At 68.8% G+C, this 20,863-nt stretch carries 23 protein-coding genes; 11 read left to right on the top strand and 12 right to left on the bottom strand.

What is annotated here, in order from left to right; all coding sequences use genetic code 11:
• The first annotated feature begins 20 nt into the window (after positions 1–20).
• Positions 21–1,505: a TRAP transporter substrate-binding protein gene (locus EV647_RS37660; protein WP_134011753.1), complete on the top strand. Its 1,485-nt coding sequence runs from the start codon at positions 21–23 to the stop codon at positions 1,503–1,505.
• Here the strand turns inward: EV647_RS37660 and EV647_RS37655 are convergent.
• Both EV647_RS37655 and EV647_RS37650 read right to left on the bottom strand, forming a co-directional pair.
• Positions 1,441–2,994 (bottom strand): ATP-binding protein, encoded by a 1,554-nt coding sequence (locus EV647_RS37655; protein WP_134011751.1) that lies wholly within the window; start codon positions 2,992–2,994, stop codon positions 1,441–1,443. The two genes, EV647_RS37660 and EV647_RS37655, sit on opposite strands and share 65 nt — an antisense overlap.
• A gap of 75 nt (positions 2,995–3,069) precedes the next feature.
• Positions 3,070–4,749 carry a DEAD/DEAH box helicase gene (locus tag EV647_RS37650; RefSeq protein WP_238177596.1) on the bottom strand — a complete coding sequence of 560 codons (1,680 nt, stop codon included), beginning with the start codon at positions 4,747–4,749 and terminating at the stop codon, positions 3,070–3,072.
• 194 nt (positions 4,750–4,943) lie between these two features.
• On the opposite strand from EV647_RS37650, the gene EV647_RS37645 reads away from it, so the two are divergent.
• Positions 4,944–5,453 (top strand): DinB family protein, encoded by a 510-nt coding sequence (locus tag EV647_RS37645; RefSeq protein ID WP_370344705.1) that lies wholly within the window; start codon positions 4,944–4,946, stop codon positions 5,451–5,453.
• On the opposite strand, the gene EV647_RS37640 is transcribed toward EV647_RS37645, so the two are convergent.
• Genes EV647_RS37640 through EV647_RS37630 form a run of 3 tightly spaced genes read right to left on the bottom strand, consistent with a single transcriptional unit; the run spans position 5,454 to position 6,943 of the window.
• Complete coding sequence (locus tag EV647_RS37640) at positions 5,454–6,122, bottom strand: TetR family transcriptional regulator (RefSeq protein WP_134011747.1); 669 nt, start codon at positions 6,120–6,122, stop codon at positions 5,454–5,456.
• On the bottom strand, positions 6,094–6,504 hold the full coding sequence (locus EV647_RS37635) for a thiol-disulfide oxidoreductase DCC family protein (protein ID WP_134011745.1): 411 nt from the start codon (positions 6,502–6,504) through the stop codon (positions 6,094–6,096). The genes EV647_RS37640 and EV647_RS37635 overlap by 29 nt, the downstream gene beginning before the upstream one ends.
• Before the next feature lie 13 nt (positions 6,505–6,517).
• Complete coding sequence (locus EV647_RS37630) at positions 6,518–6,943, bottom strand: hypothetical protein (protein ID WP_202876452.1); 426 nt, start codon at positions 6,941–6,943, stop codon at positions 6,518–6,520.
• Positions 6,944–7,069: 126 nt separating this feature from the next.
• Here EV647_RS37630 and EV647_RS37625 point away from each other — a divergent pair, with 126 nt between their 5' ends.
• The 3 genes from EV647_RS37625 to EV647_RS37615 all read left to right on the top strand — a co-directional run bounded on the left by EV647_RS37625 (position 7,070) and on the right by EV647_RS37615 (position 10,051).
• A complete protein-coding gene (locus EV647_RS37625; protein WP_134011743.1) occupies positions 7,070–8,107 on the top strand; it encodes an amidohydrolase family protein in 1,038 nt (345 codons plus the stop codon).
• Positions 8,104–8,463 (top strand): SgcJ/EcaC family oxidoreductase, encoded by a 360-nt coding sequence (locus EV647_RS37620; protein ID WP_134011741.1) that lies wholly within the window; start codon positions 8,104–8,106, stop codon positions 8,461–8,463. The genes EV647_RS37625 and EV647_RS37620 overlap by 4 nt, the downstream gene beginning before the upstream one ends.
• A gap of 145 nt (positions 8,464–8,608) precedes the next feature.
• Positions 8,609–10,051: an ankyrin repeat domain-containing protein gene (locus EV647_RS37615; RefSeq protein WP_134011738.1), complete on the top strand. Its 1,443-nt coding sequence runs from the start codon at positions 8,609–8,611 to the stop codon at positions 10,049–10,051.
• Here the strand turns inward: EV647_RS37615 and EV647_RS37610 are convergent.
• Positions 10,017–11,120, bottom strand: a complete 1,104-nt coding sequence (locus tag EV647_RS37610) for a calcium:proton antiporter (protein ID WP_134011736.1) — start codon at positions 11,118–11,120, stop codon at positions 10,017–10,019. The two genes, EV647_RS37615 and EV647_RS37610, sit on opposite strands and share 35 nt — an antisense overlap.
• A 64-nt stretch (positions 11,121–11,184) precedes the next feature.
• On the opposite strand from EV647_RS37610, the gene EV647_RS37605 reads away from it, so the two are divergent.
• Entirely contained in the window at positions 11,185–11,691 is a 507-nt protein-coding gene (locus EV647_RS37605; RefSeq protein ID WP_134011734.1) for a GNAT family N-acetyltransferase, read from the top strand.
• A complete protein-coding gene (locus EV647_RS37600; protein WP_134011732.1) occupies positions 11,688–12,542 on the top strand; it encodes a hypothetical protein in 855 nt (284 codons plus the stop codon). The genes EV647_RS37605 and EV647_RS37600 overlap by 4 nt, the downstream gene beginning before the upstream one ends.
• On the opposite strand, the gene EV647_RS37595 is transcribed toward EV647_RS37600, so the two are convergent.
• The gene (locus EV647_RS37595; protein WP_134011730.1) at positions 12,526–13,422 is read right to left on the bottom strand and encodes a LysR family transcriptional regulator ArgP; all 897 of its coding nucleotides are present in this window, start codon (positions 13,420–13,422) and stop codon (positions 12,526–12,528) included. The two genes, EV647_RS37600 and EV647_RS37595, sit on opposite strands and share 17 nt — an antisense overlap.
• 73 nt (positions 13,423–13,495) lie before the next feature.
• Here EV647_RS37595 and EV647_RS37590 point away from each other — a divergent pair, with 73 nt between their 5' ends.
• Both EV647_RS37590 and EV647_RS37585 read left to right on the top strand, forming a co-directional pair.
• Positions 13,496–14,092 (top strand): LysE/ArgO family amino acid transporter, encoded by a 597-nt coding sequence (locus EV647_RS37590; RefSeq protein ID WP_134011728.1) that lies wholly within the window; start codon positions 13,496–13,498, stop codon positions 14,090–14,092.
• 168 nt (positions 14,093–14,260) lie between these two features.
• Complete coding sequence (locus EV647_RS37585; protein ID WP_238177626.1) at positions 14,261–15,019, top strand: MBL fold metallo-hydrolase; 759 nt, start codon at positions 14,261–14,263, stop codon at positions 15,017–15,019.
• Here the strand turns inward: EV647_RS37585 and EV647_RS37580 are convergent.
• The gene (locus EV647_RS37580) at positions 15,016–15,927 is read right to left on the bottom strand and encodes an SDR family oxidoreductase (protein WP_134011724.1); all 912 of its coding nucleotides are present in this window, start codon (positions 15,925–15,927) and stop codon (positions 15,016–15,018) included. The two genes, EV647_RS37585 and EV647_RS37580, sit on opposite strands and share 4 nt — an antisense overlap.
• A gap of 46 nt (positions 15,928–15,973) precedes the next feature.
• On the opposite strand from EV647_RS37580, the gene EV647_RS37575 reads away from it, so the two are divergent.
• Complete coding sequence (locus EV647_RS37575) at positions 15,974–16,666, top strand: TetR/AcrR family transcriptional regulator (protein WP_134011722.1); 693 nt, start codon at positions 15,974–15,976, stop codon at positions 16,664–16,666.
• Here EV647_RS37575 and EV647_RS37570 read toward each other — a convergent pair.
• Positions 16,588–17,517: a DMT family transporter gene (locus tag EV647_RS37570; protein WP_134011720.1), complete on the bottom strand. Its 930-nt coding sequence runs from the start codon at positions 17,515–17,517 to the stop codon at positions 16,588–16,590. The genes EV647_RS37575 and EV647_RS37570 overlap by 79 nt on opposite strands.
• A 35-nt stretch (positions 17,518–17,552) precedes the next feature.
• Positions 17,553–18,758, bottom strand: a complete 1,206-nt coding sequence (locus EV647_RS37565; RefSeq protein ID WP_238177595.1) for an MFS transporter — start codon at positions 18,756–18,758, stop codon at positions 17,553–17,555.
• Between the two features lie 100 nt (positions 18,759–18,858).
• Between EV647_RS37565 and EV647_RS37560 the strand changes: the two genes are divergently transcribed.
• On the top strand, positions 18,859–19,734 hold the full coding sequence (locus EV647_RS37560) for a hypothetical protein (RefSeq protein ID WP_134011717.1): 876 nt from the start codon (positions 18,859–18,861) through the stop codon (positions 19,732–19,734).
• On the opposite strand, the gene EV647_RS37555 is transcribed toward EV647_RS37560, so the two are convergent.
• Positions 19,721–20,113 carry a GNAT family N-acetyltransferase gene (locus EV647_RS37555; protein ID WP_134011715.1) on the bottom strand — a complete coding sequence of 131 codons (393 nt, stop codon included), beginning with the start codon at positions 20,111–20,113 and terminating at the stop codon, positions 19,721–19,723. The genes EV647_RS37560 and EV647_RS37555 overlap by 14 nt on opposite strands.
• The gene (locus EV647_RS37550; protein WP_134011713.1) at positions 20,110–20,862 is read right to left on the bottom strand and encodes a phosphotransferase; all 753 of its coding nucleotides are present in this window, start codon (positions 20,860–20,862) and stop codon (positions 20,110–20,112) included. Before EV647_RS37550 ends, EV647_RS37555 begins: the two co-directional genes overlap by 4 nt.
• Position 20,863 lies beyond the last annotated feature (1 nt).

Below are 20,863 nucleotides of genomic sequence, written 5' to 3'. Positions count from 1 at the left end.
TGGACGTAGGGGGAGAAACCATGAACGTACTGCGCAGACGCGGTCTCAGCTACGGCCTCGTCGGCATCATGCTGATGGCACCGCTCGGCTGTAGTGGTACGAAGGCAGTCGACAAGGCCGGTGGGGACAGCGCCGTACTGACGCTCGCCACCATCGACGACGTGAACGACAACGGTCAGTCGTTCGGCCCGCAGGCCTTCGTCGACAACCTCCGCACGGTGTCCGGCGGCAAGCTGAAGGTCGAGATCAGGAAGAACTACGGCGAAGGCGACGCAAAGGCTGAATCCGCCATCGTGAAGGCGATCGCGGCCGGCGAGATCGACGGTGGCTGGCCGTCGACGCGAGCCTTCGCGGGAGCCGGGATCAACAGCCTGAAGGCCGTCGAGGCGCCGATGACCATCACCAACTACGCCGCGGAGAAGCAGTTGGTGACTGCGCCGGTCGCCAAGTCTCTGCTCGCCAGTCTTGACAGCACCGGTGTGGTCGGCCTCGGACTGGCCGTCGGGCCACTTCGCCGGCCGTTCGCCGCGAAGAAACCGCTGCTCGGACCGGCTGACTGGACAGGCACGCGGTTCCGGACCTACAACTCGCCCGTGCAGGAAGATGCCATCCGGGCGCTGGGCGGTACGCCGGTGAACTTCGGGTTGGAGTGGGGCGGCGAGGTCAAGGCCGGTCGTCTTCACGGCGCCGAGTTCGACGTTCCGCAGTACGCCAGGTACGACACCGTTCTCGCCCTCCAGGTCACCGCCAATGTCGTGCTCTGGCCGAAGGTCTTCGTCCTGAGCTTCAGCCGGCAACGGTTCGAGGCCCTGACCGAGCAGCAGCGAAGCTGGATCCGGGATGCGGCGGAACGAGCGACGAAGGCGTCTGTCGAGGCCACCTACGAGGAGTCGACCAGCGCCGGCGAGATGTGTAGCGACGGCATCCGTTTCATCACCGCCACACCAGGTGAGGTCGCCGGCCTCCGCAGGAAACTGCAGCCTGTACTCGACGGGCTTGCGGCCGACCCGAAGAGCGGGCCGATGCTGAAGGACATCCAGGCCATCGCGACGGCCAATCCCCTGGCTGATGTCCCGCACGTGCCAGAAGCCTGTCGGCAGACGGGTAAGGAAGCTCCTGCCACCAAGATCCCTCAAGAGGTCTCCGCGCTGCCGAACGGTGTCTACCGGGTGGAAATCACCCTCGAGGACGTGCACGCAGCAGGTCTGGACAACTCGGACGGAACTTCGGGGACGTGGACTCTGACGGTGCGGAACGGGACGTTCGAGAGCCGCTGCCGGCCCATCGGCGACCCAAGCGATGACTGCGGTGGCACCATCACCGACGGTGTGCTCGGCGCAGGAGATCTCCGCGGCACCGGTCACCAGGTCTGGCTCGTGCCCAAGGGAAAGGACCACCCGGTCCGGTTCACCTGGGCAGTCGACGGCAACACTCTCGTTTTCAGCGAGTCGTCCGCCTCAAAGGGGGCGGAGATGATCCTCGAGCCGTGGCAGAAGATCGGTTAGCCGGCCGGCGCGGACACGGGACGGTGGCAGTCACCGTCGTACCGACTCCGGGTGGACTCTCCACCCGGAGCCGGCCGTCGAGTACGGCCAGTCGGTCGGACAGTCCGGTCAGTCCCGACCCCGAAGCGTCGGCACCACCGCGCCCGTCGTCTGTGACGGCGGCCTCCAGCAGATCGCCGTACCGGCGTACGTCGATCTTGATCCGGCCGGCGTCGGCGTGCTTGGCCGCGTTGGCCAATGCCTCTGAACAGACGTAGAACAACGCGGTCTCGGTGTCGGCGTCACCGGCGGAGTCGCCGCTGTAGCTGATCACCACCTCGGCCGGAGCTCGTGCCACGAGGATCTCGAGGGCATCGCGCAGCCTTCCCTCCCCCAGCGTCGCCGGTGGAATGCCTGCCACCAGGTCGCCGATCTCCGCGATCGCGGTTGCGAGTTCCGCTGCCACAATGTCCAGGGCAGTTGCTGTCCCGACGCGTACGTCGGCGAGTTCAGCCTGGGCGTCCCTCAAGAGGGCTGCCACGTTCTGCCCCAGCTCTTCCGCCACGTCCTCCCGTTGGCGGTCCGCGGCTGCGACGACGCGCGCACGCGCCGCCTCCAGCTCGCTCAGTCGCGAGAGCTGTTCGTCCTGCAGCCGGATGTTGGTCACCGCCAGCCGCACGGCCGTCTCGACCGCCCGGGCAGTCAGCGGATCCTCGAGCGCCGTCGACCGATGCGCGACGACAGCCACCGGTACGTCCGCCTCGCTCACCATGAGCAGCTGCCGGTCTGCCTGCCCACCGGCGAAGTCTTGCCAGCGGTGCACTCGGAGGCTCAGATCGCCGAGCGCCTCGCCGAGTACGGAGGCGAAACCGTCAAGTCCGGCCAACGGTCGACTGACCAGGACCGCGTCGGCGAGCCGTCGCCGTACACGTAGCGCCGACCAGTACGCGACGGGGAAGGTCACAGCGACGAGTCCGAGGACGACTTGGTAGTCAAGAAGAGCGAGCGCCGGATCGAACGATTCCCGGCTCCGGGCGATCGACCAACTGACGCCAAGTGTCGCTGCCACCGCGCCGGCTGCCGTCACGGGATACCACCGAGCGCTCGGCAGGCGCATCGCGGCGCCGACGGCGACCAGAACGAAGAGCAGAGCCACTGGTTGCGGGACGAGGCCGAGAGCAACCACTCCCGCGAATGCGGTCGCCAGCCAGGCGAATCGGCCGCGGATCACGCCGGTTGGAAACATCACCAACGCCACCGCAAGCACCGCCTGATGCAGCGGAAGGGCCTGCACGAACACAGATCCGAGCAGCCAAGCACCACCTACGGCGGCAACCATGACTCGCTGACGAGCCGGCCCGGTGGGCAAGGCCCCGCCAATGATGAAGGCGACACCGACAGCGACGTCCACCGCCGTCCGCCACCCGTCGGCCTGCGATGCCAGGTCTGCCCGCACGGCCAGCATCACCAGCCCACCAGTTGCGACCACCCAGGCCGCGAGCCTGACCATGCCTCCGACTGTCGCCCGGCCGGCTTCCAACAGCAAGAGCAAGGCCCAGTCGGGGTGACTGGGCCTTGCAGTGGGTCAGCGGCCTCGGCGGGAGGTGCCGGCGCGCGAGCCTGCGGAGAACGCAGCGGCTCCGGCGGGACGAGCCGCCGATCCCGGAGTGCTCGTGCTGTAGCTCTTCGGGCCGCCCGAGCCGGCGCGGGACTTGGAGCGACCGGAGCTCCGCGAGCCACCGGCCGCACGAGTCGCCTGGCCGGAACCCGTCTGGCTTGACCGCTTGCCAGTCGCCTGCTGAGCGGGGCCCGAAGCGCGCCGGCGGCGATTGCCTCGACCCGATCCGCTACCGCCCGAGCTTGCGACGCGGTCCTGCTGGACCGGCCTGGAGGTCGGCTCGACGAAGGATCGTTCGCCCGGAGCCAACTCGGCGAGCAGCGGGTGGTCGGCGTTGAGCTTGGTGACCGTGGCAGCGATGCCGGCCTTGCGGGTCAGGTCGCGGACGTCGCGAACCTGGTCGTCGGTCATCAGGGTGACAACGGTGCCCTCGGCGCCGGCGCGGGCGGTGCGGCCCGAGCGGTGCAGGTACGCCTTGTGCTCGATCGGCGGATCAGCGTGGATCACCAGCGTCACGTTGTCGACGTGGATGCCACGGGCCGCGATGTCGGTGGCGACCAGCGTCTTCGCCGTACCGTCGGAGAAGGCTTCCAGGTTGCGCGTGCGGGCGCCCTGGGACAGGTTGCCGTGCAGCTCGACCGCTGGGACGCCCTGGGCGATCAGCTTCTTGGTGAGCGACTTGGCGCCGTACTTCGTCCTGGTGAACACGAGCGAGCGACCCGGCGCGGCGGTCAGGTCGACGAGGACCGGGAGCCGGGTGTCGGGCTGGACGTGCAGGACGTGGTGCGTCATCTGGGAGACCGGCGAACGGGCCGAGTCGACGCTGTGCGTGACCGGGTCGGTCATGAAGCGCCGTACGAGAACGTCCACGCCGGCGTCCAGCGTGGCGGAGAACAGCAGCCGCTGCGCCGTGGCGGGCGTTGCTTCGAGAATCCGGCGTACGGCGGGCAGGAACCCGAGGTCGGCCATGTGGTCTGCCTCGTCGAGCACGGTGATCTCGACGGCGCCGAGCTTCGCGTGACCGGCCTGGACGTGGTCCTCGAGCCGGCCGGGGCAGGCGACGACGATGTCGGTGCCCTTGCGCAGGCCGGTGATCTGCGGGCCGTGACCGACACCGCCGAAGATCGTCATCGAGCGCAGGCCGAGTGCGTCGGCGAGCGGCGTGATCGAGGCCTGGATCTGCGTCGCGAGCTCGCGGGTCGGAGCGAGGATCAGCGCGCGCGGATGGTTGGGACGGCGCTTGGTGCCGCCGGCCGCGAGCCGCGCGAGAACCGGCAGCACGAACGCGTAGGTCTTGCCCGACCCGGTCCGTCCGCGGCCGAGGACATCCTTGCCGGCCAGCGAATCCGGCAACGTGGCCGCCTGGATCGGGAACGGGTTCGACACGCCGGCGGCGGCCAGCGTGGCCACCAGCCGATCGGGTACGCCGAGCTCCGCGAAGCTGCGGTTGTCGGGGGCAACCGTTTCGGTCACCTCGTCATCGTTGCTGACGGCAACTTCGAGCTGCGGCTCGGTGGCAGGGGACTGCTGGTTGCGTCCGGCACCGGAACGGCGCCGGCGCCGCGGCCGTGACTGCCCGGCGGGCTTGCCGGACCGGGAGGCGGATTGGTTGGACGTGGTTGTAGACGTGAGGCGGCCAGCCGCCATAGTGGTACTCCAAAAATTCGGGGGGTCGTCCTGCCCGGCGCGGCCGTCGGGCCGCGGCGCGTGGTGGTCGACTGCTGGCGCACGGTAGTTGCGCTCACCGGCCCGAGGCAGAACTGGGCGGGCCGTCGGCATCAGTCTACGGCACGACAGGGCCGTTCCTCACGGGACGCTCGTCACACGGGTAGGTTCTGCACGTGACGGAACAGTTTCGGGTCGACCCTCCGACGGTCGCCGACGAGCGGGTACTGCTGCAGGGATTCCTCGACTACCACCGCGGAACGCTGCTGTGGAAACTCTCCGGACTCACGGGCGAGCAGCTCGTCGAGCGCGCCGTGGAGCCGTCCAGCATGTCGTTGATCGGGCTCGTCCGGCACCTGAGCGAGGTCGAGAAGTACTGGTTCCATCGCGCGCTGGCCGGCCACGACTCGCCGCCGAAGCACTGGTCCGCCGAGTACCCGGACGGTGACTTCGACCTCGCCGATCCCGCCGCGGCCGAGCAGGATCTCGCCGAGTTCCGCGAGATCGTCAAGACCTCGGACGCCCTGGCCGCGAAGTACGCGCTGGACGACACGTTCCTCCGCCCCGGCTACGAACCGCCGTACTCGCTCCGCTACCTCTACCTCCACATGATCGAGGAGTACGCCCGCCACAACGGCCACGCCGACCTGCTCCGCGAACGCATCGACGGCGCGACCGGCGAATAACTACGGCTTGATCGAGTTGATCAGGCCGACGATGTCGTTGGTGACGCCTCGGACGCCCGGGATGCGAGTGAGGCGGAGCAGGCGGTCCACCAGCGGGACGGCCCGGTCGATCAGGGCACGGCTTCGGCGGACGTCCTCGGACTGGTCGTGGACCCAGAACAGGACCACGCCCATCTGGAGGAGCCAGAGCAGTTCGGGCAGCTCGGCCTTGAGGTCGGCGGCCAGCTTCAGGTCGGAACCGTCGACGACCCGCCGGAAGACCTCGACACTCGCGTCCCGCGCCGGACGGGATTCCTCACTGAACGGCGACAACGGGCTCCGCGGATCGGCCGCCGTCTTGAACAACGTGCCGGCGAACTCGTGGTACGGCGCGGACACGTCCAGCCAGGTCCGCAGTACGCCGGCCAACCGCGGCACGAACGCCTTCTCGGTCGCGAGAATCGGCTCGACCGCCTCGCGGTGCTGATCCTGCAGCAGGTCGTAGTACGCCTGCATGAGGTGATCCTTGGAACCGTAGTAGTAGTACGCGTTCCCCACCGACACGCCCGCCTCGTTGGCGATCGCGCGCATCGTGGTCTTCCCGTACCCCTGCTCCCGGAACAACCGCAACGCCGTCGACAGGATCAGCTCACGCGTCTGCTCACCCTTCGCGGTCGCACTGTCCGTCACACCCGTCAGCGTAATCACCTCCACTCAACCGCCGCAGCCCCGCCGCGGCCTGAACGATCGCCCGCGCCACCGGCCGCATCGCCGGGCTCGCCAGCCGTACGGCGGTGTGCCTGTGCTCCCCCGTGGCCCACAGACACACGATCCAGGCGCGATCGCCGACGTACACGGACCCGTCGTCCGCGACCACGGTCACGTCCCGCAGCGTCGCGTCATGATCCAGCGCGGGGTAGAGCGTCCGCGCATCCGTCGACCCCGCCGCGACGAACCGCAGACGCACCACCCCGCCGTACCCGTCCGGCGCCGGGTGCTGTGCCGCCAGCCAGTCCTTGAAGCGGCGGCACATTCCGCAGTGGGCGTCGTACAGAACCGTCACCTCACGCACGACCGGGCGGCCTTCAATAGCCGTACCGCGCGGCCTGCTCGGTCATCGTGATCGGCTGGATGTTGTCGTTCGGCGGCACCGGCGGCCGGGTCACGCTGTCGAGCCGGCTGCGGGTCCGGATCTTGTTGAAGATCCACACGTTCGTCAGGTGCACGACCCCGAGCACCAGCATCACGATCCCGAGCTTCACGCTGAGCTGCTCGAACACCCCGCTTGCGTCCACCACCTTGCTCCCGCTGCGCAGGAACAGCGTCACGAACCCGAGGTTGATCAGGTAGAACCCGACCACCAGCAACCGGTTCACCGCGTCGGCGAACTCGGCGTTCCCGTGGAACACGTCGACCAGGAAGATCCGCCCGTTCCGGCTCAGCGTCCGCGCCACCCAGATCGTCAGCGGCACGGCGATCAGCAGGTAGACCAGGTACGTCGTGACTGTCATGTCCATCATCGTCCCCACTTCTTGAACACGTTCAACTCTTCCGGTCCTGACCGTACGCCGCTCTTTTGAACATGTTCAAGTCGATCGGCACGTGATCTGGATCTCCCCTGGGCCACAATGGCGACCATGACGACCTGGGTCTTCGAAGGAACCGTCCTTCCCTCCGGCGACACCGCCCGCCTGTCCTTCGGCCAGGACTCGTCGAGCGAGCGGCTTCCCGGGCAGTACGCCGTACCGGGCCTGGTCGACTCGCACTGCCACCTGACGCTGGCGACCGGTCCGAACGGGCCGGTCCTGCGTGGCGCGGACCTCGCCGCCGAGCGCCTCGCGGAACTCGCCGAAGCCGGAGTGAGCGCTGTCCGTGACGTCGGCGGCAACCGCGAGATCACCCTCGAACTCGCCCGGACCGCGGACCCCGACCGTCCGCTCGTCCTCGCGGCCGGACGGTTCCTCGCCCCGAACGGCCGGTACTTCCCGGACGCGTACGAGCCGGTCGCCCCGGAGGACCTGCTCACCGCGGTCGAGGCCGAGATCGCCGACGGCGCCACCTGGCTGAAACTGGTCGGCGACTTCCCCGAGGTCGGCCCGGACGGACCGATCCGCGGCAGCAAGGTCAGCCCGTCGTACGACATCGAGGTGGTCGAGGCGATGGTCGAGCTGGCCCACGCGCGCAACGTCCGCGTCGCGGCACACGTCAATACCGACTACGTCGGCGAGCTGATCGGGGTCGGTATCGACTCGGTCGAGCACGGTACGGCGCTCACCGAGAACGACCTGCAGGCGCTCGGCGCGAGGGGCGGTGCGTGGACACCGACGCTCTGTGCCTCCGTCAGCCCGAGCCCGGACGAGACCCCGGAGCGCAAGGCCAGGCGTGAAGAACGGTCGGCGTACCTCGCCTCGATCCTCCCGCTCGCCGAGCGGTGCGGCGTCCATGTGCTCACCGGATCCGACGTGGTCGGCACCGTCGCCGCCGAGATCGACCAGCTCGTCCGGCACGGGCTGACCGTGGAGCAGGCGATCACCGCGGCCTCGACCGGAGCGCAGGACTTCCTCGGGCTGAGCGGCGCCGGCAACCTCGTCACGTACGACGCGGATCCGCGCGAGCATCCCGACGTACTGGCGACTCCGGCGGCGGTCGTCCTCAACCATCGGCGGGTCTCGTGAAGGAGAAGGATCTCGACCGCTGGGTCGACAGGTACCGGAAGGCGTGGGAGAGCAACGATCCCAAGGACATCGCGGCGCTCTGGACCGAGGATGCCGCCTGGTACCGGCGGCCGGACGAGCCGCCGGTGGCCGGCCGGGACGCGATCGTGGCGGCTTGGCTCGAGTTTGCCGACGCGCCCGGCGAGACGACGTTCGAGTACGAGGTGCTCGGGTTCGGCGACGGTGTCGCGTTCGTCCGCGGCTGGACGACGTACCTGACCAATCCGCCGGGCGAGTTCAGCAACCTCTGGGTGATCCGGCTGGAGAAGGATCGCGCCTACGAGTTCACCGAATGGTGGATGGAAAAGCCGCGCTGAGCTAGTCTGCCGGTAGGCGCTTCAGGGTGCCACCGGTCCGCGGGAAGGGCTCAGCCCACCTGGACGATCGCTGTGGTGTGGCACCAGTTCACCTCCTTTCTCGCCTGACGATGCGGACGGCAGGCTCGTAGAGAGGAGGTCGGCGATGCCGACCCGAAATCTTCCGAACGACCCGCACCTCGATCACCTGCGCGGTCAGGCCAAGACCCTGCTCAAAGGCGTCCGCGCCGGTGAGAGCGCAGCGCTCGCACTGGCCGCGGAGTTCCATCCGGTGAAGACACTGGCGGACGCACAGCTGGTGATCGCGCGCAGCTACGGATTCCCCAGCTGGCCGCGGATCGTGCGGCACCTCGAGCTCGTCGACCGCTACAGCCGCTCACCCCACCGGCAGTCCGTCGGCGGTCCGCTCGATACACCCGAACAACGGGCCGACGAGTTCCTCCGCCTCGCGACCTTGCACTACGGACAGGACGATCCAGCTCGTCAACAGTCCGCGCGCAAGCTCCTGGAGCGTTACCCGGAGATTGCCCAGAGCAACATCTACACCCAGGTGGTGGCCGGAGATCTGAACGGCGTACGGGCGAACCTCGCGCAGGCGAGCACCGAAGGCGGACCGTACCGCTGGGAACCGCTCCTCTACCTCACGTACAACCGCCTGGACGCACCGAACCAGCTCGAGATCGCCCGCCTCCTGCTCGAGAACGGCGCCGATCCGAACGCCGGCTACCTCTGGCAGGGCATGCCGTCACCGTTCACCGCGCTCACCGGCGTCTTCGGCCGCGGCGAAGGCGATCAGCCACCGCATGCGCATCGCGTCGAGCTCGCACGACTCCTCCTCGACGCCGGCGCCGACCCGAACGACAGCCAGACGATGTACAACTGCGGTCCCGGCTGTCCCCCGCCGTACGACGACGTGCATCTGGAACTCCTGCTGGAGTACGGATTGGGCCGCGGCGACGGCGGCCCCTGGCACGAACGGATGACGACCGCGCACCCGACCCCGCAGCAACTGCTCGAGGACGAGCTGGTCTTCGCGTCCTGGGCGGGCCTGCTGCACAGGGCCGAGCTGGTACTTGCCCAAGGCACCGATCCGGAGGGCGTCGGGACCAGACACCCGGTGTTCGGCGGCCATCGCCCGTACGAGCTGGCCGCCGTACAAGGGCACACCGAGATCGCCGAACTGCTCCGCGCCCGAGGTGCCGCGCCGCTGGACGAGATCCATGAGGTGTACGCCGCGGCGATGCGCGGTGAGACGCCCGACGTCGACGCCGACCTGGCCGCGCGGGCGGTCGCCCGCACCCCGCACCTGCCTGTTCGCGCCGCCGAGGTCGGGCGGGCGGTGGCGATGGAACCTTTGCAACGACTCGGGTACGACCTGAGCCGGATCTCGGGCGGTGCGGCGCCGATCCACCGCGCCGCACTCAACGGTCATCTGGAGACAGTCAAGAAACTGATCGAACTCGGCGCCGACCCGGACGTACGCGACCCCAACTACAACGCGAACGCACTGGGCTGGGCCGAGCACAATCACCAGCAAACGGTGATCGACTACCTCAAGGGCTCACCGCAAGGAACAGGAACGCACTGAACACCGCGAGGTGAACGGCGCCCTGCAGCAAGGTCGCCCGGCCCGTAGAGAGCGTGAACATGCCGGTCACGACCGTCAGCGCGAACAGCACCAACTCCTTGCCGCCCAGCCCGAGAATGAGCGGTCCATCGAGCCAGATGGAGGCGACCGCGATCGCGGGGATGGTCAGCCCGATGCTGGCGAGCGCTGAGCCGAGCGCCAGGTTGACGCTGGTCTGGAGACGGTTCCGCAGTGCCGCGCGCACTGCGGCAACCGTCTCCGGCAGCAAAACGAGCAGCGCGATCACGACACCGACGACGGCCAGCGGCGCACCGGCCGACTCCACCGCGGACTCGAGCTTCGGTGACACGGTCTTCGCGAGCCCGACCACCGAGATCAGGCACGCGAACAGCAGCCCGAGGCTCAGCAGCGCGGTCTTCCCGCTCGGCGCGGCCGCGTGATGGTCCTCGTCCTCGTCGACGTCACCGTCCGGGGCGACCGGCAGGAAGTAGTCCCGGTGCCGGATCGTCTGGATGAACACGAACACGCCGTACATCACCAGCGACGTCACCCCCGCGAACGCCAGCTGCGCCGAGCTGAACCGCGGCCCCTCCGCGCTCGTGGTGAACGTCGGCAGCACCAAACTCAGCGTGACCAGCGCGGTCGTCACCGAGAGTGCGGAGTACGACGCCTGCACCCGGAACTCCTGCACGCGGTGCCGCAGCGAGCCGACGACGAGCGCCAGCCCGAGGATCCCGTTGCAGGTGATCATCACCGCGGCGAACACGGTGTCGCGGGCCAGCGACGCGGCCTTGTCGCCACCCGACGCCATCAGCGTGACGATCAACGCGACCTCGATGATCGTCACGGCGAGCGCCAGAATCAGCGTGCCGAACGGTTCACCGACGCGGTGCGCGACGACCTCCGCATGGTGCACGGCGGCGATCACCGCGGCACCTAGCCCCAGACAGACCAGGATCAGCAGGACCGCGCCCAGGTCGCGGTGCCAGGTCCCGAGCAGGACGACGAAGGCGAGCGGCGGGACGGCCAGCGTCCAGCGCGGCAGCCCTTGGATCACGGAGTTTGTCATCCTCAGACAGCCTATCGGGAATCCCCTTGGCATCCGGCGGGTCACGAGTGATGCTTCTCCCACGATGACTGTTGAAATCAGGGAAGCGACCGCTGACGACTGGCCGGCTATCTGGCCGTTCTTCCACGAGATCGTCACCGCCCGCGAGACGTACACGTACGACCCGGACCTCACCGAGGAGCAGGCCCGCGAACTCTGGATGTCGCCGTCCAGCTCGCCGCTCGCGCGGACCACCGTCGCGGTCGATGCCGACGGCACCGTTCTCGGCAGCGCGAACATGTACCCGAACCGTCCCGGTCCCGGCTCGCACGTGGCCAGCGCGAGCTTCATGGTCGACCGGAAGGCCCGCGGCCGGGGCGTCGGCCGCCTGCTCTGCGAGGACATGATCGCGTGGGCCGGCCGCTCCGGGTTCCGCTCGATCCAGTTCAACGCGGTCGTCGAGACCAACGAACCCGCCGTACGTCTGTGGCAGTCCCTCGGATTCCGCATCGCCGGCACCGTCCCTGGAGCCTTCGACCACCCGACGCTCGGGTACGTCGGCCTGCACGTGATGTACCGCCCGCTGCCATGAGTCGGGCCCGCCGGATGTGGAAGGCCCTGGAGCCGTACCACGCGATCACGTACTTCTCGCCCGAGACACGGAAGGCGACCGACGCGCTCGGACTGAAGGGCGGCTGGATGAGCTACTTCGGCTGCCGCGCCGCGCCTCTCGGCCCGGTCGGTCCGGAGATCGTGGCCGCGGTGTTCTACAACTTCCACCCGGCGATGGTCGCGCGATCACTCCCGGATGCGTGGACCTACGCCACCCCGGCTCAGCTCCTCGAGGCTCGCCTGACGGCCGTGGACAACGCCGTACGTCGGCTGTTCCCGGAATCTGATTTCGGGCAGGCAGCTTTCGGGCGGGCGGCCGAGCTGGGTCGGCGTGCGGCGGAGCTCGCACCGGTTGCGGGGCGACCGATCGCGGCGGCCAACGCGGCGTTGGAGTGGCCGGACGAGCCGCACCTGGTGCTCTGGCAGGCGACCACGATTCTGCGGGAGTCGCGGGGTGACGGGCATGTCGCGGCGCTTGTCGCTGCCGACCTCACCCCGTGCCAGGCGCTGGTGACACTGTCCGCGGCGGGTGGACCATCGAAGGAGATCTTCCAGCTCAACCGTCGGTGGAGCGATGAGGAATGGTCGGCCGCCGCAGACGACCTGCGAAGTCGTGGCCTGCTGGACGCCGACGGAAGGCTCACCGAGCGCGGGCGCGCGGTGCGGCAGCAGGTGGAGGACACCACGGACTCGTTGGCTGATCAGGGGTGGCGAGCACTCGGCGACGAGCTGACCGCCGAGTTGCACGATCTCGTTCGTCCGCTGAGCGCCGTACTGATGTCCGACGGCCTGATCCCGGCCGACAATCCGATGGCTATGCGCTGGGACTGACCCGAAGGCCGGCCTCGGCTGCACGTCGCACCGCGGCCGTGAGTGCGTCGAGGACGTCGGACTCGAGCTTCCAGTGCTGCCAGTACAGCGGTACGTCGATGTACTTGCCCGGGGCAACTTCCACCAGACGGCCCGCGGCGAGCTCGGGTCCGGCGACCTGATCCTCGATCATCCCCCAACCGAGCCCGATCCGGACCGCTTCGTGGAACGGCGCCGACGCCGGGATCGCGTGCGACGGCGGATCCAGCTTCCGCCGGGTCACCTTGCGGACCAGCCGGTGCTGCAGCACGTCCTTCTCGTTGAACACCACCATCGGGGCCTCGGCGAGCGCCTCCGGCAGCGGCTTCCCGGCCAGCCAGCGTTCGGCGTACTCCGGGGTGGCCAGCGGCAGGTACCGCATCTTCCCGAGGCGTACGACGCGGCAGCCCTGGACCGGTCGCGGGTCCGCGGTCACCGCCGCCAGGACCGTGCCGTTGCGGAGGTACTCCGCCGAGTGTTCCTCGTCCTCCTGATGGACCAGGAACCGGGCGTGATGGGTCCGGGACAGATCGAGCATCGCGGGCAGGAACCAGTTGTTGAGCGAGTCCGCGTTCACCGCGATCGGGATCCGCTGTGCGTCGACCGTGCCGCGGACGGCGGCGATCGCCTCCAGTTCGAGCAGCGAGACCTGGCGAGCGAGCCGGAGCAGGGCAGCACCGGCCGCGGTCGCGCGAGCGGGCTTGCCGCGCATCACCACGACCTGACCGAGTCGGCTCTCCAACGCCTTGATCCGTTGACTGACCGCGGACGGCGTGACGCGCAGCCGCCGGGCAGCGGCGTCGAAGCTGCCTTCGTCGAGGACCGCCACGAACGTCTCGAGCTGCACGGAGTCGAACTGCATGATGAAGCAATCCTAATGGTGCGTGAGAATCTTTAGCTGGTTTGAAGCGGGTCGGCTGCATACCGTCGAAGACATGCCCCTCCTCGCCGGTTTCGCCACCGCACTGTCGCTGATCGTGGCGATCGGCGCCCAGAACGTGTTCGTCCTCCGCCAAGGCCTGCGGCGCGAGCACGTCCTCCCCGTGGTCCTGACCTGCGCGCTGTCCGACGCGCTCCTGATCTCCAGCGGCATCCTCGGCCTCGGCGCACTCCTGACCCGCAGCCAACTGGCCCTCGACATCGCCAAGTTCGGCGGCGCCGCCTTCCTCTACGCGTACGCGTTCCTCGCCGCGAAACGCGCCTTCAACCCCGGCTCGATGACAGCCGCCGACCACGCCCCGGCCGCCCTGCGCAGCGTCGTACTCGCCTGCCTGGGCTTCACCTACCTCAACCCCCACGTCTACCTCGACACCGTCGTACTCCTGGGCTCGCTGGCAAACCAACGAGGCACCGACGGCCGCTGGCTCTACGGCCTGGGAGCCGTCACCGCCAGCTTCACCTGGTTCTTCTCCCTGGGCTTCTTCTCCCGCAAACTAGCCACCCTCTTCGCCCGCCCGCGAGCCTGGCAATTCCTCGACTCATCCATAGCCCTCCTCATGACCACCCTCGCCACCTGGATGCTCCTCACCTGATATCCACAGACCGCGGCTATGGGCGCTACCCCGCACGCCTTCCGAATGGGAGGGTGTTGACCCGTGGACGTGACGGTGTTGTGCGATGCGGTGGCTTTGTTTCCGGAGGGGGTTGCCGGCGCGTTGCCTGGGTGGGGTTTGGAGGAGGCGGCGTGGACTCGGCGGGTGATGGCGGGGAATGTTCGTGGGGATGGGTGGTTGCTGCATTTTCATAGCTATTTGGCGGTGTCTGAGTCGGGTGTGGTGTTGGTGGATGCGGGGGTTGGGCCGACTGGTGGGGAGGCGGCTGAGTGGTTGGGGGTTGCGGGGCGGTTGCCTCAGTTGATGGGGCAGGTGGGGGTGGAGGCAGCGGATGTGGATGCGGTCGTCTTGACGCACGTGCATCTGGATCATGTGGGGTGGGCGTCCGACGGGGCGCGGCCGGGGTTTCCTCGGGCGGAGTACGTCGTACAGCGGGATGAGCTGGAGCATGTGCGCGGTGGGTCGACGTACTCGAAGCGGATTCGGCCGATCGAGGACGCGGGGCAGTTGCGGGTGGTCGACGGGGAGGTCGTGCTGCGCGGGATGCGGTTGGTGCCGACGCCGGGGCACACACCTGGGCATCAGTCGGTGGTGACTGAGCGGGCGATCCTCGGTGGCGATGTGCTGGTGCACCCGGCGCAGGCACGCTGGCCGGAGCTGACGTACGTGTACGAGCGCGACCCCGCCGTCGCCGTCACCTCACGCCGCGACCTCCTTGCGCTGGCAGCCGCAACCGGAGTCCCTATCGCAGCAGCGCACCCACACGCCCCACTGTCGGTCGAGACCGCGCAAGCCCCGTCGCCAGAGACCGGGCTGCCCATGGACGCCGCCCGGGGCGCGGTATCGGTGGGTGCCGTCGTGGTGGGGTCGGACGGCGACGAGGTGTGCGCGCCGTACCGGCTTTAGCGGTAGCCGGTGGTGTCGGCGGGTTTGCCGGCGTGTTCGACCTCGACGATGTAGCGCCAGGCGTCGGGGCGGGAGCCGTCGAGGTCGGTGAAGTCGTAGACCTTGGCCAGTTCGCCGCTCGACGTGGACTTGCCGTTCCAGCGTCGTACGTCGGGGTCCGCCGCGAGCGCCGCCACCGCGCGGCCGACGTACGACGGGCTTTCGGAGATCGCGAAGTGCGGGATCCGTTCGGTCGCGTCCCGCCAGTTGTCCTCGCGGACACCGAACCCTTCGAGCATCGCCTCGGACCGCAACCACCCGGGCGTGAGCAGTACGGCGGTCGCGTCGTACTTGTCCAACTCGTGCGCCAACGCGAACGCGATCCGCCCGACCGCGCCCTTCGCGACGTCGTAGAAGAACGAGACGCGGTAGTTGTCGGCGTTGAACTCGTTCGTGCCGTCGGTCATCTCGATCACCAGCCCACCGGGTGACTTGATCAGCAACGGCAACGCGTAGTGGCTCGTGATCACGTGCGTGTTCACGCCCAACTGCAGCAGCCGCAGACCGCCCTCGAGATCGCTCTCCCACACCGTCTTGTCCCACTCGGGCTCACCGTGCTGACCCCAGATGTCGTTCACCAGGATGTGCAGCGCCCCCTGCTCGCGCTCGATCCGCTCGACCAGCGCACGGACCTGTTCCGGATCCAGATGATCAACGGGTACGGCGATGCCGTGGCCGCCGGCCTTGTCGACCAGCTCCGCTGTCTCCTCGATCGTCTCGGGCCGATTCATCTCGGACCGCCGGTCCCGCGTGCTGCGCCCGGTCACGTACACGGTCGCGCCCGCCGCGCCGAGCTCGACCGCGATTCCGCGTCCTGCTGCCCGGGTCGCACCGGCGACCAGCGCCACCTTCCCCGCCAACGGCTGCATGCCGCCTCCTTATCCATACGTTGTATGATTATGTACCATACGTCGTATGGTTAATGTCGGCAAGCGCTCCGGGCGACCCCGTGCCGGGGAGGAGCGGCTGAGCCGGGACGCGATCCTGACCGCCGCGCTCGGGATCGTCGACGACGAGGGCATCGACGCGCTGACCATGCGACGGCTGGCGGCCACGCTGAAGGTCAACCCGATGTCGCTGTACCACCACCTGCCGAACAAGGCCGCCGTCCTCGCCGGTCTCGCGGAGCTTGTGTTCGCCGGCCTGGAACTCCCCGACCCGGGCGACTCCGTTCCGTGGGACGAGCAGCTCAAGCAGGCGGCCCGCGCCTACCGCGACGGCCTCCGCCAGCACCCGAACCTCGCGCTGCAGGTGCTGTCGGACACGTCCGCGGTGTCGGACGTCGTCGTAGTCACGATGGAGCCGTTCTACCGGGCCCTCGACCGGGCCGGCCTCGGACCGCGCCAGATCTTCGAGGCCGCGAACACCCTGATCGACTTCATCCACGGCTTCAGCCTCGGCGAGGCGTCGGTGCGCGCGGAAACCTTCGAGCTCGCCCCCGACCTGCTCACCCGGGTCCGCGCACTCCCCGCACACAAGGCCCCGACCCTGACCCGGATCGTCAACGACCTCGGCGCGGACGGCCTCGCCTACGACTTCGACAGCGGCTTCGAGTCCGGGCTGTCCACGCTGACCACCGGCATCTCGGCGACGGCTCGCCGGCGGTAGCGCGAGATCGCGACCCCACCGACACACAGCACGCCGCCGGCGTAAGCGAGCGGCACCGGGCTCTCACCAAGCAGCAGCCACCCGAGGAAGATCGTGATCGGCGGGACGAGGTACGTCATCGCGCCCATCCGGCCCGCCGTCGTCCGAGCCAACGCGTAAGCCCATGTAGTGAACGCGATCGCGGTCGGAAACGCGCCGAGGAACACTACCCACCAGACCGTGACCGGACGCGCATCGGCCGCCTCACGTAGCAGCGTCGGCCCGAACGGCAAGCAGGCGACGGCACCGATCAGGCACGACAACCAGGTCACCTCCAGCGCGGGCAGGCGAGCCAGCAACGGCTTCTGCGACACGACACCGATCGCGTACGCCGCCGCGGCCACCAGGCACAGCGCCACGCCCCAGGTATCCGCGCCGCCGTGCGACGAGGACAGAGCGATCACCACCACCCCGGCGAACGCGACGACGCTGCCGATCACCAACTGGCGCGGGAACCCTTCGCCCAGCAAGATCCCGGCCAGCAAGGCGATCAGCAACGGTCCGATGTTGACGAGCATCGCCGTTGTCCCGGCGTCGAGGTGTCGCTCGGCCTCGTTCAGCGCCACGTTGTACACCCCGAACCACAGCAGTCCGCACGCCAGCAGAAGCTTCCAGTCCGCCCGCGCCGGCCAGCGCCGCGGCCGGGTGAACACGAAGAACCCCAGCAGCACACTGCCGACCAGGAGCCGGCCGAGCGTCAGCGCACCCGCCGAGATGTCCTGACCGACATGGCGGATCGCGACGAACGCCGAAGCCCACAACACAACCGTCACCGCGGCCGCTCCGCCGGCGAGCACACCCTGTTTCCTCATACCTTTAGAACGCCCTCATTGGTCATGATGTGAGGCTAGGTATCGGACGCTTCGGCGCTCACCGAACTACGCGGTGACGGCAGCGCGAACGGTACGACGAACGCCGTCAGCAGCACCGGGATCGTCAACGCCGCCACGAGGACCGACATCGTGAACCACACCGATCCGAGCGCGAACCCGCCGTACACCGCGATCGCGGACACCTCGGCGAACAGCCCGGACACCGATGTCACGGTCGCCCGCGCCGGTCCGGTGATCGCGTCCTGCAGGCGCGACTCGGACACCACGATCACCAGTTGCATGAGTCCGTACCCGAGCGCGATCGGCAGGAATCCCCAGGCCGACCGGCTCAGCGATCCGGTCGCGATCAGTACCGCGGTCGCCCCGAGCGCCGCCGCGAAGACTGCTGCAGGCCACTTGTACGCCGGTCCCGCGAGCGCACTGCCGAGCGCCTGCGCCGCAACTGTTCCTGCGATCAGCAACGGGATCACGCTCGTCGCCGCGCCGGTCTCCCGGGCGAGCAACGGGAAGTACTCGTCGAACGCGAGAAAGCCGCCGAGCAACGCGACCAACGCAACGGACCGCCGGACCAACCGACTCGTCAGCACCTCCGCCACGCCTGACCTCAGCATGTGGAGATAGTTGCCGAACGCCGCGCGTGCACCCGGCTCGTCCGACTCCCGGGCCTCCTCGACCGGTCGCGCCTCAGGCAACGACCACGCGACGCCCGCCTGCACGACACAGCTCAGCACGCTGACCACGCCGGCCAACGCGTATCCGCCGAGGTTGAACAGCGGAGTCGCGAGCGCGGTCGCGGCCAGGTTCATCACGAACGACGCGGATCGCGCGCGACCGAGGAGCGTCGGGTAGTGCTCGGTGCGATCCCGCGCGGCGAGTTCGTCGTACACGAACGCCTCGTAGGTCCCGGAGATCAGCGCCGACGACGTACCCCACAGGACGAAGCCCAGCGCGAATCCGGCGAACGACGGGAGCATGATCCACGCGGCGTACCCGACGCCGCTGAGCAGCGCGCCGAGGATCAGCAGCTTGCGCCGTGAGTACGCGTCCGCCCAGGCGCCGGACGGCACCTCGAGAACGAACCCGGTAGCCGACCAGATGACGAACAGCGTCGAGATCTGGGCAGGAGACAGCCCGTGATCGGCGAACAGCAACTGGTACAGCGGGTAGAGCGGGATGAAGTCCTGCAACGCCTCGAAGGCGACGATGCGGACCGACAGCACTCGGTCAGAGGGTCAGGGGTGCGGGCGCGGAAGTGTCATGTGACGACGATACGGCATAAATCAGGCGCGGATCAGGGGAATTATCGGACAGAGTAGAGCGATGGGAGAGGTCAGCGAACGATTCTGGGCGAAGCTGCCGGACGGTACCCGCGACGCCCTCGTGGATGGGTTGAGCCAGTCGGAGTTGCAGTCCGTCCTGCTGGACGTGACGCGGCGGCGCGCGGCCAAGGTGACGCCGGCGCGGCTCCTGCAGCGCTGGCAGCAGGACCGGTTCGTCCAGCCGTCGACCATCGATCCGCGGGAGCTGGTGCAGACGCAGCAACGCTTGTGGGCGCTGCTCCCGGAGAAGTTCGACGGCGTGCAGCTGTCTCCGGTCACGCCGCTGGGTACGTGTTCGGCGATCGCGACGATCAATCAGCACCAGGTGGTCAGCACGATCCGCGGTACCGAGGTCGCCAGCGATCCGACCAACGAGCTGGCGATCGAGGCCGCCGTACGACGTCGCGCCGGGCAGGAGCGCGTACACCTGGCGGCCTGTCAGCGGGTGGTGCGCGCGCAGCCGTTCGACGGTCCGGGGATGTCCGCGCACTTCGAGCTGTTCGTGCTCGTCTCGAGCGCGCGGGACACCGGGTCGTGCCGGACGGAGGCAGAGTTGCTGATCGACCACCTGAACTTCTGGCACGCCGTACTCGGCGACAAGGCCGAACTCACGTTCACCGCGTTCACCGAGTCGGCGCTGCGCGACCGGATCGAGGACACGGTCCGCCCTGCGCTCGGTGTCGCGTTCACCGAGGACACCGAGCGGACCAAGAGCGCGGGCTACTACGCCGGCACCGGTCTCGGCATCGACCGCGGCGGCGAAGGGCTGGGCGACGGCGGCTTCACCACGTGGACCGCGGACCTGCTCGGCGACGCCAAGGAACGCTGTCTGACGTCCTGCATCTCGACCGAGCGACTGACCGTCATCGGAGCTTGAGCAGGCCCGCGTCCGTCGGGCGGAAACCGCACGCATCCTCGTAGAAGGCTTTGAGGTGCGGCTCGTAATCGACGTGCAGCCACTCGCACCCGGCCTTGCGGGCCTCCTCGGCCGCGGTCAGCACGAGTTGTTTGCCGATCCCCTGCCGCCCGTGGTCCGGATGTACGGCGGTGTCCAGTACAAACGCGTGGGCACCGCCGTCCCAACACACCTGCACAAAGCCAACCAGTCGATCGTTGCTAAAGGCCCCCACCCAGGTCAGCGCCCACCGCTCCAACCGCTCCGCCCACGGCTGCACCTCCAGCTCCCCCTCGAACGCAGCAGCGTGCAACGCCGACAACTCCGGATCATCCACCGCAAAACGCACGACGTACCTCACAGCATCACCGCCGCAGCTTCGAGGCGAGCGTTCCACTCTCCACCCTCACCATCGGGCAGATCGGACATGCTCAGATACCCCTGCACCATCACCGACGGCAGCACCACGTCCAGCCCGTCGACGTCGCCGTACGCCGTCAACGCTTCCGGCCACCGTGCCGGTTCGACGGACGACACCAGGAACCACGCGAGATCCAGTACGCCGGGCGCCGCCGACACGTCCTCCCAGTCGAGCAACGCCACTTGCCGGTCGGGACCGGTTCGCATGTTCTGCGCCGACGCGTCGCCGTGGGCCAACGTCAGTTCCCCTGCCCGCGCCACGTCCGCCTCGGCCTGCAGCACTCGCCCGACCAAGTGCTCGCCGTACGCACGCACCGGCGCGGACAGGTCGGACCGCGCCGCCAAGGTCGGCCACGTGCGGTCGTAGAGCTCGGCGACCAGTACGTCGCCGGCACCGGGCGATCGCAGCCATGCCCACTCGCTGTGCGCGCGTCCCCGCCAGCGGTCGTGGAGTGCGCGGAGCGCTCGTGCTCCGGCGGCCGGCTCGGCGCCCGGGGTCCAGTCGGAGAGGTCCTCCAGGACCAGCAGCGTCCCGTCCGGGCCGGACTCCGCCTGGTAGCACTCTGGCACGCGGATGCCTATTACGGGCGCGATGTCGCGGTAGAAGCGGACCTCGGACTCGAACATTTGCAGGGCAGCGGGGATCGAGCCCGGCGCGGCGGGCGCGCGGCGCTTCACGTGGTTCGGCACC

It is taken from the genome of Kribbella sp. VKM Ac-2566, from assembly GCF_004366005.1.
GTDB lineage: Bacteria > Actinomycetota > Actinomycetes > Propionibacteriales > Kribbellaceae > Kribbella > Kribbella pratensis.
The sequence above is the reverse complement of the archived record's forward strand: the minus strand, read 5'-3'. Positions and strand labels throughout refer to the sequence as shown.